The 14,046-nt window shown below is 40.4% G+C and carries 14 protein-coding genes; 3 read left to right on the plus strand and 11 right to left on the minus strand.

What is annotated here, in order from left to right:
* Window positions 1–4 precede the first annotated feature (4 nt).
* The 8 genes from F944_RS11610 to F944_RS11645 all read right to left on the minus strand — a co-directional run bounded on the left by F944_RS11610 (window position 5) and on the right by F944_RS11645 (window position 6,512).
* Complete coding sequence (locus F944_RS11610; RefSeq protein ID WP_004990771.1) at window positions 5–529, minus strand: cupin domain-containing protein; 525 nt, start codon at window positions 527–529, stop codon at window positions 5–7.
* A gap of 31 nt (window positions 530–560) precedes the next feature.
* Window positions 561–1,790, minus strand: a complete 1,230-nt coding sequence (locus tag F944_RS11615; protein ID WP_004990772.1) for an MFS transporter — start codon at window positions 1,788–1,790, stop codon at window positions 561–563.
* A gap of 67 nt (window positions 1,791–1,857) precedes the next feature.
* Complete coding sequence (locus F944_RS11620; protein ID WP_004990774.1) at window positions 1,858–3,069, minus strand: NAD(P)/FAD-dependent oxidoreductase; 1,212 nt, start codon at window positions 3,067–3,069, stop codon at window positions 1,858–1,860.
* Between the two features lie 25 nt (window positions 3,070–3,094).
* A complete protein-coding gene (locus F944_RS11625) occupies window positions 3,095–4,030 on the minus strand; it encodes a VOC family protein (protein WP_004990775.1) in 936 nt (311 codons plus the stop codon).
* 11 nt (window positions 4,031–4,041) lie between these two features.
* Window positions 4,042–4,806: an SDR family oxidoreductase gene (locus F944_RS11630; RefSeq protein ID WP_004990778.1), complete on the minus strand. Its 765-nt coding sequence runs from the start codon at window positions 4,804–4,806 to the stop codon at window positions 4,042–4,044.
* Window positions 4,807–4,817: 11 nt separating this feature from the next.
* Window positions 4,818–5,870, minus strand: a complete 1,053-nt coding sequence (locus F944_RS11635; RefSeq protein ID WP_004990781.1) for an aromatic ring-hydroxylating oxygenase subunit alpha — start codon at window positions 5,868–5,870, stop codon at window positions 4,818–4,820.
* A 17-nt stretch (window positions 5,871–5,887) separates the two neighbouring features.
* Window positions 5,888–6,187 carry a recombinase-like helix-turn-helix domain-containing protein gene (locus F944_RS11640; RefSeq protein WP_004990782.1) on the minus strand — a complete coding sequence of 100 codons (300 nt, stop codon included), beginning with the start codon at window positions 6,185–6,187 and terminating at the stop codon, window positions 5,888–5,890.
* Between the two features lie 19 nt (window positions 6,188–6,206).
* Complete coding sequence (locus F944_RS11645; protein WP_004990784.1) at window positions 6,207–6,512, minus strand: non-heme iron oxygenase ferredoxin subunit; 306 nt, start codon at window positions 6,510–6,512, stop codon at window positions 6,207–6,209.
* A 273-nt stretch (window positions 6,513–6,785) separates the two neighbouring features.
* Here F944_RS11645 and F944_RS11650 point away from each other — a divergent pair, with 273 nt between their 5' ends.
* Entirely contained in the window at window positions 6,786–7,598 is an 813-nt protein-coding gene (locus F944_RS11650) for an IclR family transcriptional regulator (protein WP_004990787.1), read from the plus strand.
* 504 nt (window positions 7,599–8,102) lie between these two features.
* On the opposite strand, the gene F944_RS11655 is transcribed toward F944_RS11650, so the two are convergent.
* Both F944_RS11655 and F944_RS11660 read right to left on the minus strand, forming a co-directional pair.
* Entirely contained in the window at window positions 8,103–9,383 is a 1,281-nt protein-coding gene (locus tag F944_RS11655; protein WP_004990790.1) for an OprD family outer membrane porin, read from the minus strand.
* 32 nt (window positions 9,384–9,415) lie between these two features.
* Window positions 9,416–10,762 (minus strand): MFS transporter, encoded by a 1,347-nt coding sequence (locus F944_RS11660; RefSeq protein WP_004990793.1) that lies wholly within the window; start codon window positions 10,760–10,762, stop codon window positions 9,416–9,418.
* A 485-nt stretch (window positions 10,763–11,247) separates the two neighbouring features.
* On the opposite strand from F944_RS11660, the gene F944_RS11665 reads away from it, so the two are divergent.
* Together F944_RS11665 and F944_RS11670 are read left to right on the plus strand one after the other, a co-directional pair.
* The gene (locus F944_RS11665; protein ID WP_004990795.1) at window positions 11,248–12,324 is read left to right on the plus strand and encodes an aromatic ring-hydroxylating dioxygenase subunit alpha; all 1,077 of its coding nucleotides are present in this window, start codon (window positions 11,248–11,250) and stop codon (window positions 12,322–12,324) included.
* Window positions 12,325–12,336: 12 nt separating this feature from the next.
* Complete coding sequence (locus tag F944_RS11670; protein WP_004990798.1) at window positions 12,337–13,284, plus strand: PDR/VanB family oxidoreductase; 948 nt, start codon at window positions 12,337–12,339, stop codon at window positions 13,282–13,284.
* Between the two features lie 60 nt (window positions 13,285–13,344).
* Here F944_RS11670 and F944_RS11675 read toward each other — a convergent pair whose 3' ends face one another.
* Window positions 13,345–14,025: a GntR family transcriptional regulator gene (locus F944_RS11675; RefSeq protein ID WP_004990801.1), complete on the minus strand. Its 681-nt coding sequence runs from the start codon at window positions 14,023–14,025 to the stop codon at window positions 13,345–13,347.
* Window positions 14,026–14,046: the final 21 nt, after the last annotated feature.

The raw sequence follows: 14,046 nt of genomic DNA on the forward strand, positions 1-14,046 counted from the left end.
CCATTTAGTTACGTTTAATTTGAGAAAGTGGATGCTCAGGTGGATAGTTTGGAATGGTTGGTTTACCTGTTCCTAACATCACACACATCAAGGCATCTTCTTGACCAGGATTAAATAATCCACGATAGATTCCAGGTGGAATTGAAATCAGATCACGTTCTTTTAAACGCGTACTGAACTTTTCACCGTTATGCTCAATGAACAAATCAATTTCACCACGCAACATAAAGAACACTTCTTCAACATCATGGTGAATATGCAAAGGCCCTTCACACTGTGGCGGTAAAACCATCGTAGAAAACGTAAAGTTTTCAGCAGGAACAGTGTTGTTATCATTGGAAACACCTGTTGCACCTGTGCCCATGTAGCGCATTTGGGCACGGCGATATTTCGGATCATAATCTGCCTGAAATTTCAGTGCGTTAAAGTCATATTTGCGAGTTTCAAAACGTGCAATACGGGTGTTTAACCATTCTTCTAAGCTCGCACCTTCGGGTTGCGTCCATGATTCAAATTGTTGAGTGCTCATGTCTTACTCCTGATTAAAATGAAAACTATAATTAGTAACGTTTGAGTAATGGTGTAAGGAAAAAGGAACCCACGATAGCCACCACTGCCAAGAACGTGATTCCCAAATTAAAGCTGCCCGTTTGCATCACAATCATGCCAATCAATACTGGCGCAATCGCACTGGCAAAGTTTGCTAAACCATTAAAAATACCGCCTGCTGTCGCCCCGACATCTGCTGTAGTGACACGCGCCAACAAAGCAAATACCGCAGCTACACCGAAACCCCATGCCATTGAGCTGATCGACATGGCCAAAATAATAAGAAGCGGATTGGTCATTAACACCATGACGTACAATGAGATACCTGCGACCAGTAAGCCACCAAACACCTGTACTGCGCGTTTACCAAGCTTGTCGGAGAATACAGCCCCAATCACCTCACCCACGAGCATGGCAATAAACGGTAGGCTTGAATAAAAACCAAACTCTTTTAAATTAAAGCCTTTGTCCTGAATCAGATAAGATGGCACCCAGCTGTTTAGGCCCCAGAGATAAGTCATTAAAGCGATATTGAAGATACAGACCAGCCAGAACGCGCTGTTTTGTAATAACAATTTAGTATTACGAAGATGACCCTTAAAATTGATACGTTTGCTTGAATCTTCGATCTCAATAGTTTTGCGTAGTTCTAAGTTACGCAGTCCAACCACCACAAAGACCAAGACCAATAAAGTCATTGCAGCCATTACAAAGAAAGTGGTATGCCAGTCGTGTTTAGCCAAGACAGCCGCAGTGATCGGAAATCCTAAAAAGGCACCAATGGGTGTACCCAGTAAAAACATGGTAGAGGCACGTGCTTGCTGACGATCTGTGTAGGTTTGTTTCACAATCGCATAAGCCAATGCAAATAATGGCCCTTCAGCTATGCCCAATAAAACACGTAAGAACAGCATACTGCCATAATGCGTAGTAAAGCCCATGATCAACATTAGAACGCCCCATGAGGCCACGCTCCAGAACAACATTTTCTTGGGATTGAAAATATCCCCTAGAAAACTCAGGAATATAGATGAAAAACCATATGCCAGTAGAAAACTGGTCATTAACCAGCCCAACTTGGCTTTATCCTGTGCAATTCCCATCGCATCCTGAAAATGTGGATCTGAGAACAAAACTGCAATACTAATCTTGTCAAAAAATGCCAGTACGACACAGGCCATTAGGACAAATGCGGGTATCCAGTGTTTGAATCCTTTTTTTTCATCTACATCATTTAACATGCAAGCGTTCCTTCGATCTGGCTAAAGATCTAAAATGATTGTTCTGGCTAGAGGTCTGAAAGCGTTATTAGGGTTTTAGCTTCATGACATTAAATTCAGGATCGGTTAATTGTTCTGGGTTCAACACTGTACCGCTTTGAATCCAGCGTTTGGCCAGTTTGACGAGCTTGGAATCGTTGACCGCGATCATATTGATCAGACGGCTTTGTTCATCCAAATATAAATAGCTAACTTGTGTAGGACTGCTTTGACGGATGACCAATTTCGGGTTTAACTGTGGTTGATAAGTCCCTAAAATCTGGATATTAAAGTGATACTGATCTGACCATAACCACGGAATATCGACATATTCAGTGGCGACACCCAACATTGATTTTGCCGCAGCAATCGCTTGATTTTGTGCATTTGCCCAAGATTGGATGCAGTAACCTAAAACAGGGTGAATGGCAACATCACCTGCTGCATAGATATCAGCATCAGACGTTTGACCATAACAATTGACCACGATGCCATCTTTCACATCAAGACCTGCATCTACACCCAATTCTTTGGCAATCTCGGCACCTGCGCCCACCACTACACAATCAAAAACCTGTGCAGTCTGCGGATGATTCAGTACTTGAATGGTTTGATCTGAACTTTCAATCAGGTGCAAATTTTTACTGTCCAGATGAATTTGCGTACCTTGTTGTTCATGGATATCTTTTAAGAAAGCTGAAACTTCAGGACTCACACTACGACCACATAAGCGATCAGCATATTCAAAAACATGTACTGCCTTGCCTTGCTTACGCGCTGTTGCAGCAATTTCAAGGCCGATCCAACCGCCACCAATAATTGCAATAGAATTTGCATGTTCCAGTAAATCTGCCAAACGTTCGCAGTCTTGAACGTCACGCAAAGTTACGACATTCGAAATTTCTTTCCACGTATTCACAGGTACACGTGCCCGACTACCTGTTGCAATTAATAATTTGTCATAAGGTAAAATCTTGCCGCTTTCCAAAATGACCAGTTTGTGATTGCGATCAATTTGTGTGGCTAGATCAGGCTTGTGCCATTGCACTGAAAAAGCATCAATTTGTTCAGGAGAAAACAGATTTAGGCTGTCATAACTGGCTTCTTTGGAAAGCACTTGTTTAGAAAGCGGTGGGCGTTCATAGAAAATCTGATGTTCATTGGACACCACATGAATTTCACCACGATACCCTTCCTGACGCAAAGTACTGACCGCCCAACCTGCTGCCTGACCTGCTCCAACCACGACGATTTTTTCCATGAGCCTATCTCCTTCTACCTAAACCTTAGCCTTGAATGGGTTTAATCTGACGACGAGTATCATGATCTAGACCACCCTCAATCGCCCATTCGGTAAACAGTTCCAAACGATGCTCTTCAACGCGCGGCTGCCACTCTTCAGTCAAATAGTCATCATTGGTGTAATATTCAAATGCACCACCTAGAGGTGAGTTGACATACCAGAAATAAGCAGAGGAAATAGGATGACGACCTGGCCCAATAAAAGTTGACCAGTCGGAACGATTCATATTCAAACCACCGCCAATCACTTCATGAATATCACGTACCACAAAAGCAACATGATTCAGACCTGCTGGTTTATTCGGGATAGAAAGCAAGAATAAATCATGATGGAAACCCTCTGCGCGGCAACGCAGGAAAGCACCACGATTTAAATAGGCATCTGATAAATGAAAGCCTAATTTTTCTTTATAAAAATTTTCTGTTGCAGCTAAATCTGGCGTGAAGAACACCACATGACCAATTGCTATTGGTTCACCTTTTTCATAAACAGGGCTAGCTGCATTAACACGTTGGATATTGCCGTACTGATTAATACCTTCAGTTTTTTGTTCAGGTACATCTTTGGTAATCGAATGTTGAAAAACAATCGTCATGCCATTTGGATCTCGACACTGCACCTGTGTTGCACTTTGTACAAAGCCTTCTACATCTTTTAAATTTTCAGCAAATTGGATTAAATCCTGATCATTGTCTACACCCCACGTCACTTCACGAAGGGTTGAACCATTTTCAATCGCAGCAGGTAACCGTGAATCTGCGATATCAAATAAATAAATCTTGCTGCCATTTTGGGTTTGAAACAGTTCAGTATCTTCAATATCTGTTGTTTGTTTTGACAAACCAAAATCAGATAAAAACTTGATTGCTTCAGCTTTGTCTTCAACCCCAAACTTTAAAACTTCGATTCCTGTAATCATGTTATGTGCTCCTAGTTAAAGACAAAACCACCGTTGACTGGGATATTCTGCCCTGTGACAAAAGATGCCAGTTCAGAAAGTAGATACAAAGCTGTGCCATTTAAATCTTGTGGATGTTGCTGACGCTGAATCGCTCGACCTGTAACATAAAGGTCATGACGTTCTTGTGGGACATACTCTGTTGCTTCAACTAAGGTCAATCCTGGAGAAATAGTATTGACACAAATGTTAAACTCACCGAGTTCACGTGCCATAGAACGCGTCATGGAAATAATCGCCCCTTTACTTGCGACATAAGCCATGAGTTTAGGTGCGCCCCAAAGCGCAGTATCTGAAGCGACATTGATAATTTTGGCCGCACCTGACTGTTTCAAATACGGAACACAGGCTTGAACCATCAACCACGTGCCTTTGACATTGACGGTCATGACTCGATCCCACAGATCAGGATCGTATTGCATTAAATCCTTGCCACCCACACCAGATGCGAGTGCTGCGCAATTCACTAGACCATCCAGACCATTCAGTTTATCTGCTGCAAATTGAACAGCTGACCGAATCGATTCAGGTTGAGACAAATCCAGCCCAACAGCGTGAACACCCAAGCCCTGTTGTTGTAACTGCTTTGCCTCTTGCTCAACCAGTTCGGTCAGAATGTCCGCCATGACAACGGTTGCACCCGCTTTGGCAATCGCCTGAGCAAAGCCCAAACCTAAGCCACGCGCAGCTCCTGTTACCATGATTTTTTTACCTTGCAGTAATGTATGAATGGTCATAGCCACAATCCTTATGGTGTTTCAGTCAAAGATGAAGTATCTAGCACTGCAATTTTTTTCAATTGCTTCTCTGCTTCTTTTTTCATTAAACGACGCAGACGAGATAGACCAACATCATGTTGATAAAGAAACTCTTTAGAACGCGCATTTGGTGCCAAATTTTCCAAAATAATGCGATCCTGCTCCAACACATCCCAGTGCAATTTTTCTAAATGATTGCGGTATAGGAAACGCCAAACATTACGTTGCCAACCACTGACTTTACGGCAACGCCAGAAGAATACGCGGGTATTGTTGGCGTCAATTGGTGTCACAAAACCGACAATCCAAAACACCCCACCTGGACCAAATTCTTTACGATACGGAATAGAAAGACGTAACCAACTTGCTCCAGTATTGCCATATTCTACCCAGTCAAAATTGACACCCGTTTGACCTTCTTTTTCAAAAATAAATCCGTTTTCAGTACTACGGTGTTTCATTTCCGCAGTACGCTCACCCTCTGCCATGGAGTGCGAAGTACAGTGTAAATAGGTGCCATGCATCGGATCCATCACGTTATCGATGGCGTATTGATGATTGACTTTCCAGTCGGCCTGACATAAAAATGAACTCCATTCTGTACTGGCTAACTGCTCAGGAAATTCAAGTTCAGTAGGTGGTTCATTTGCATCAATACCAAACCAAATAAAAATGGCATCATGCTTTTCAATGATTGGGTAGCTTTTTACACACTCACTGCCTTTCATTGGACAGTCATGTACAGCAGGTACATCGACCACTACACCATCACCGCCGACTTCAACACCGTGATACCAGCATGCCACGCGATTGCCCAAGTTCCAGCCTAATGATAAGCGTGCCCCACGATGCGGACAGCGATCTTCAAGCGCATGTAGTTGACCATCCTGATCGCGCCAAACCACAATATTTTCGCCTAAACGAGTAATCCCGACGGGATTTGCATTGACTTCCCAACTGGCGAGAACTGGATACCATTGATCACGTAAACCTAAATCAAGATATTCTTCAGTACTTGGAGCTTGTTGATAAATTGCATTCATTATTGTCTTCCCTGAACTTAGTAACCCAAACGCTGCATTTCTTCTGTAAAGCTCTGCATGGTCCAGACTTCACCTGACTCACGACGAAAACCCTGTTGGTTTAATGCGTTGACCAAATCATTCAATTCAGTCATCCCTTCTCCAAAAGCTCTTATTAGATGCTGAACAAAGTCCTGTTCGTAAACGGTCGGCACTTTGTAGCGAGTCTGCCAGACCAAATGTTCAACTTGTCCAGGAATCTGAATATTATTAATGCCAGCATCCCTAGAAGGTGTCGCATTGATCCAGTTTTCCAGTTTTTCATTAAATTGTTTCATGGTGAATTCCTTCTATCCATTACAGTTGAATCTGTATGTCTTGACCTTCTACACGTACTGGATAAGTACATAGGTCACGACATCCTGGACCACTCATGAGCGAACCCGTCTGGATATCAAAAATAGCTTCATGCAATGGACATTCAACGGTCTGATCCTCGATAAATCCTTCTGTCAATAATGCAAAAGCATGTGGACAGACATTTTCGATCGCAAAATAATTTTCATCGATGACAAATACACCTATTTTTTTGTCATTGACTTCTACTGCCTTTGGTTCGTCTTCCGAGACATCATCAATGCCACAAACTGAAATCCAACTCATCGTTTGAGCCCTCGATACTGTTTTATATATAAAACTTTATTTGATTTTCAAAACACTAACAAAGAATAATCCTCATTTGCTTTTTGTGTCAATAAATTAAAATTAATATATTTCAAATACTTAATAAATTACTAATATTTTATTACGTTTTATTGGGGAAATTTGGTTTTATATATAAACATTGTTTTATGCATCCGATATCATTACAATAGTTCTAAAATAAAGCAGTGTGCACCAAATATTACCCTTTTCTTTTTTAGGAATTTTTATCGAATGAGCTTAGTCATTGAAGAAGATGTACAAGAAGCTGAAATCACAAAAAACGATGACCGTTATTTGGTTCCAGGCCTTGTCAGAGGTTTAGCAATCTTACAGGCGTTTAATCAGGAAGCTCAGGAAATGACCATTTCTGAAATTGCTGAAATTCTGGATGTGAACCGTTCTAGTGCATTTCGCCTGATTTATACCCTAGAATCCTGCGGATATTTACGTAAAGCTTCACAGAAAACTTATGCTTTAGATTCAAAAGTCATGGAGCTTGGTTTTAACAGTTTATCTAAACTTTCGTTACTGGATTTATCAACGCCACTAATGAAAGAACTACGTGATCAAACCAAAATCGCAGTTCATCTTTCAATCTTGGAAGGGACTCATATTGTATTTGTAAATAACATTCAATCGAGTGGGCCTTTTACCAGTACGATTAATTTAGGTACACGTTGGCCTGCGCATGCGACTGTGATTGGTCAGTTACTTTTATCCAATTTACCTGAGACCGAAATTCGTCAGCGTTATCGTAAATTTAATGAATGGGATACTTTCTCCGACCTTACTCCCAAAAATCTAAAAGAATTGCTATTACGTTTAAACTATGTCAAAACACAATCATCCATGGTGAGTTGGGGACATTACAATAACGATATGGCAGCCTGTGCAGCACCCATTTATCGTCAATCCTCCAAAGATATGGTCGCTGTACTATCGGTCAGTTGTCCGATCACCACCTATGATGAACAGACCTTTAAACACGTCATTGCAAATCAAGTCATTGATACTGCAAATAAAATCTCTAAATTTATTTATTAAAATAATAGGCAAAGGATTGCCATTTATAAAAATATTCTGTTATTGCTTAAAAATATTTTAAAACACTGCCTAAACCCTTCCATTGTAAGAGTTTTTATAAAGTTGACTTTCATCCAAATCAGCATCATTATAAATTTCGTTTCATATAAGAAACTGCACTTTAAATATAAACACTTATTTCAATCTAAGTATTTCATCGGACAAAGTAGTGCGTTCAGGTATAGCGATTGAAGATGCAGTGCTTCTTAATCCAATTTGCTAGATGTAAAGAACAAACAACTTTAAAAATTTTTGAAAAAACCACCTCAACAATGAACCACACAAATTTAACTGGTTTCGCATGGTAAACAATGGATGAAACAACAGAGAAATGCCGACTGGATCTATAATTACGTTGCATGGAATCCCTCCATTGCAAACCGTGTATAATACATACTTAAAAAAACAAGCTCACTTTTAGATGAGCTTATTTTTTCATTCAATTAAAAAACTAATGTAAATCAATTAAAACTTAAATGTATAATCCACATTCAAACGAGTTTCATTGGTTGAATGAAATACCATATTCGTAGGCATATCATTACGATAATGAGAAAAACGAGCTCGCAGCCCAAGTCCTTTTAACTTTCCTTCTGGAATGCGATAGCCTAAATCGAATTCGAGTGAGTCCTCCTTAAAACGCTGATCCCCATAACTCAGTAAATCAATATCCTCGCCTTTGGCATAACGCGTCATAAAGCGTAGACCATTTAAAGAAACATCTCCTATCCGTGCATCTTTAAAATCATATTCATAACGAATCGAATAGACTTTTTCATCTTTATTGGAATAATCTGAACTCATAAAATCCAGAACGACGGGACTTTCTGTGCCTGATAAAAATGGTAGTCCTGTTGAACCAAAAGCCTGCATATAACCTAAAGAAACAGTGTGATTTTGATAGTTCAAACCAAACAAACCGCTCAAATGTTGATTGTCGACATTACCAACTTTACGTGACCCCGTATCTTCACTGTTAAAAAAACGCACATCACTTAGAAAATTTAATTGATCATTCAGCGCTTGTTTGCCATTAAATCCGAAAAACTGCTGCTGATAAATATTTTGAAGTTCTGCCTGATAAGCACGAACCCGATAATTCTTAAACTGATAGGCTCCGCCGATGCTATAGAAATGATCTGTCGTTGCAGCCTTGTCAAAACGATGATTAATATTATCAATACCCACATCGGTATAACGTGTTGAATCACGCTGGCGTACCTCATCCACATAAAAGCCTTCCAACTGTAAATTTGGAATTTCAGCCGATAGGAAACGAACACCACGATACGTTTGTGGAAAAAGCCTTGCAGGGGACGAAAAAATAGTGGGCAGTAAAGGAACCACATCCCCCACAAACAATTCATTTTGGCGATATTTTGCTTTTGCAGTAACCCCTATTTTTCCATAATAATCATCACGTGTATTATCGGAATTTACCTGTAACAAACCACTTCGTGCGTAATCATCAGCATGATGACCAAGCAGGTTAAAACCTGCCATTGCCAGTACATCAACCCCCAAGCCAACGGTGCCTTCGGTATAGCCCGATTGCCCTTTAAAAATCAGGCCTTGTGCCCAGTCACGGGCAGCAGTATAGGGATACGGGTCTTTTTTATAATCCCGATCGAAATAAAAGTTTCGAAGTGTGATCTCAGCTTTGCTATCTGCAATGAATTCAGCATGAGTACATGGGGCAAATAATGGGCACAAGCAAATCCCCACCCATAAGGATGTCTTTGTCATTTTTAATCTCTACAATTTAATTTCTTATGAGGTTAAGCTAATGTTTTTATGGAATAAGATTGAGCTTTTTGCTGGCGATAAAATGCCTTACCCAAACTTAGAATCAGAAAGATTGCCAGAATAAAAACAATGCCGTAATACGCATATAAAGTTGCAGGAGCTACGCCCTGATCCAGAAAAATCCCCGCAATGGTTGGAGATAAAATCGCCCCAATACGACCAAAACCAATCGCATAACCCACTCCGCGACTACGAATATCGGCGCTATAAATGGTTGGAGAAATTGAATATAAACCAGCGACACAACCATTAATCAGTGTGCCAAGTAATAAGCCAACGATGAGCGCAATTCCCACTTGAGAAGAGACTGCGACAAATAAGAAAATACAGGCAGCAGTCAATCCTAAAAATAAGCTTAAGGCATAGAAAATTTTCATACGCGATGCGAGCAAACCAATAATCGCTGCACCAAAAATTCCACCAATACTAATTAAAATACCCGTACTCACACTTTGATCTGGCGACATCCCCATTGAAATTAGGATTTTAGGTGTCCAGCTCATCACAAAATAAAAACCAAACATCACCATAAAAAAAGCGCCCCATAAACAAAAAGTTTGAAACCCAAGTTGACCCTGAAATAGCTTGGCAATTTCTCCGCCTTTATTTTTATGACTTTTTTCATAGTGTGGTAAAACCAACAACGTCGATAAACCCATCCGCTGCATGACCGCATTTACCTTTTCTAATGCCTGTTTTGGTTTTTTTGCAAATAAATAATCAATTGATTCAGGTAATAGCCATAGGCTCACCAACAGCATAAAAATCGTGGTCAAACCACCTGCCATAAAAATTGAACGCCAACCCAAATGCTCAATTAAAACAAGTGATAAAATTCCACCCAATGTTGCGCCTATTCCATAGCCCGTTGACATCAAACTGACGGCTAGACTTCTCCAACGTGTATTCGCATATTCACTGGCCAATACATTACTGCTTGCCAGAATCCCCCCTACGCCAATACCTGTAATGAAACGAAGCGCTGCCAGCAAGCTATGACTATGTACAAATGCACACGCGATCATGCTTAATCCCGCAATCACCAAACAGATTAAAATCAATAATCGACGGCCAATTCTATCGGCAAGTGGAGCTAAAAAGATGGAGCCTGCTGCCATACCAAACAAGCCAGAGCTCAACAACAATCCAATTTGCGCACCTGAAAGTGACCACTCAGCGGCAACTGATGGCGCAGTAAATGCCATAACCATGACATCAAAACCATCGATAATATTAAGACAAAGACAAATCGTAATAACAAACCACTGATAGCGGCTCATTTGATTTTGATTAATTTCACCTAGAACATCTCTTTCCATTTGCATATCTCCCAATATGGACAAGATATACACGCGACATTCTGTAATGAGATGCTGGGTGATTATGCATATCCGTATCCATAATTGCCTAGAAGGAATAATTTGATTACAAAAATAGAATTCATCTATTTTTGGAGCATCCTGCTCAATATGCATACTGATACATTACTGGATCCATAAAATCAATTTTTTAAGATATTTTTTGTGCGATCATCGTAACAATCTAATCTCTTACAAACGAAAAATTATGATAATATATTGTTAAATATATAAAAATAAAGTTTAAAAATTTTATTTTATTTAAATTCTAAAAAAAGCACAAAGTGGAGAAAAAACAGTTTTAAAATCATTTTCAATAAAAAATAAATTTTATTTAATTACAATAATATAAATAATAAAAATTGAATAAGTCTGTATTTAAGCACTTGACGGCAATTTTCAAACCCAATAAATTGGATCCAATAAGTGATAAGGAGTCGTCACACATGTTTATAAAAAATGCTTGGTATGTTGCCTGCCGTCCTGAGGATATTCAGGATAAGCCTCTTGGTCGTACCATTTGTGGAGAAAAAATTGTTTTCTATCGAGGCAAAGAAAATAAAGTCGCTGCGGTTGAGGATTTCTGTCCACATCGGGGTGCGCCCTTATCTTTAGGTTATGTCGAAGATGGCAATCTGGTTTGCGGCTATCATGGTCTGGTCATGGGCTGCGAAGGTAAAACCATATCCATGCCCGCACAGCGTGTAACAGGTTTTCCATGCAATAAATCTTACGCTGTCGTAGAAAAAATGGGATTTATCTGGGTTTGGCCAGGTGAAAAAACTTTAGCGAATGAAGCTGATTTGCCTGTATTAGAATGGGCAGATCATCCAGAGTGGAGCTATGGCGGTGGCTTATTTCATATTCAATGTGACTACCGCCTCATGATTGATAATCTCATGGATCTTACCCATGAAACCTATGTACATTCGAGCAGTATTGGTCAAAAAGAAATTGACGAAGCGTTGCCCGTTACTAAAGTCGATGGTGATCATGTCATTACCGAACGTTATATGGAGAATGTATCTGCCCCTCCATTTTGGCAAATGGCACTGCGTGGCAACCAGCTAGCAGATGATGTAGCAGTAGACCGTTGGCAGCGCTGTCATTTTTTTGCGCCAAGTAATGTTCATATCGAAGTAGGCGTCGCACATGCAGGTCACGGTGGCTATCATGCAGCCAAAGACAAAAAAGTATCATCGATTGTGGTGGATTTTATTACGCCTGAAACCGAAACATCGCATTGGTATTTCTGGGGAATGGCTCGTAACTTCCAACCAGAGAATGTCGAGCTGACCGAGCAGATCCGCGAAGGACAAGGTAAGATTTTTACTGAAGATCTGGAAATGCTGGAACAACAGCAACAAAATATTTTACGCAATCCTCAACGTCAGTTGCTGATGCTGAATATAGATGCAGGCGGGGTACAGTCACGTAAAATTATTGATCGCTTGCTTGCCAAAGAAAATCCACCATCTCCTGATAGCCAAAACCGAAAATTTCCCAATATTCGCGTGATTTAAGGAGTACAGCACATGGATGTGATCATCAATAAAATTCATCAACTCACCTCAAACATTCGTGCATTTGAGTTAATTTCAGCTAATCATACCGCTTTGCCCATTTTCGAGGCAGGTTCGCATATTGACGTTCACTTAAAAAATGGACTAATACGACAATATTCACTTTCCAATTGTTGTAGTGAAACCCATCGTTACGTGATTGGCGTTTTACATGATGTAAATTCACGTGGTGGGTCACGTTGCATCCATACCGAATATCGAGAAGGTGATCGACTGAGCATTGGTAAACCGCGCAATTTATTTAAAATCCATCCTGAAACTCAGCAAGCTGTTTTATTTGCAGGTGGCATTGGAATTACGCCTATTATTTCCATGGCCTATCGTCTGAGACAACAACACATTCCTTTTGAATTACATTATTTTGTACGTCGCCATGAAATGATCGCCTTTTTTGGCAATTTGACTGAGCATTTCCCAAATCAAATCCATTTTCATATTCAGGATCAGCCAGAAACTCAGTGTAATATGCAAGATGTTCTAAAAGAGGTTTCAACACAACGACATTTATATGTCTGTGGTCCAACGGGTTTTATGCAGTTTGTGATGGATTCAGCCGAGCAGGCAGGTTGGTCAAGTGAGCAATTGCATCAGGAACATTTTGTCGCACAACAGTTAGATCAAAGTGAAAATGAGGCATTTACTATTGAAGTGCTTGGCTCAGTTCGTAAAATCGAAGTTCATCCACATCAAACTGCCACTCAGGCTTTACTGGAAAATGGTTTTGAAGTGCCAATATCGTGCGAACAGGGCGTTTGTGGAACCTGTATCACCCGTGTAATAGCAGGCACACCTGATCATCGTGATGTATTTATGACTGATGATGAGCATTCTCTCAATAACCAATTTACCCCCTGCTGTTCACGCGCCAAATCAAAAACACTGGTGATTGATCTGGCTTAAAACTTTGCTGTTTTTCTCCTATACATTTCATCAAGCCCATGTGTAGGAGTTTTTTCAAAGTCATGTCGATAAGATATGTTTGACTGTTTCGCCTAACATCACGACAGCACTATGTTCTCGCATCAAACTTTCAGCACGTCCTGCCTGACGTTGAACTAAAGCATCATAGATAGAACAATGCTGTAAATGAGCATAATGTAGACGGCGATATTCAGATAATGCACGAGATTGGTCATAGGTCAATGCTTGTGCAGAGGCCATTGGTAATTGATTATTTTTCGCCAAAGCCTGTGTTAAAGCGATATTGCCTGCCCCCTGAATAACCGTATCGTGAAAAATAACATTCCAGTGATGATAGCTTTCCAGTTCTTCGTCACCAAATTCAGTTTTGCCCTCAAATAATTTTTCAGTTTGTTCAATACAATGACTTAAGGTTTTTTTCTGCTCCTCGGTTATTCCCTTTTCTGCCAATGTTTTTGCAGCCAAACCTTCAAGCACCCCACGAACTTGCAAAGCATCCTGTATAAGGTCATCCGAAATTTCACGCACGATATAACCACGGGTTGGATTCTTAATCAGCAGTCCTTCCTGCTCAAGCAAGCGAAAAGCCATTCTCACAGGCTGCCGAGAGACCCCAAGCATTTCAGCCGTTGGAATTTCCGCAATACGGCTGCCACCTTCGAGTTCACCTGCAATAATCATTTTTCTGAGTTTAATTAAAACTTGTTGCCCCGAAGACATAACAGACACTTGTAATGGAAA

Origin of the sequence: Acinetobacter ursingii DSM 16037 = CIP 107286 (genome assembly GCF_000368825.1) — a bacterium.
Taxonomy (GTDB): Bacteria; Pseudomonadota; Gammaproteobacteria; order Pseudomonadales; family Moraxellaceae; genus Acinetobacter; species Acinetobacter ursingii.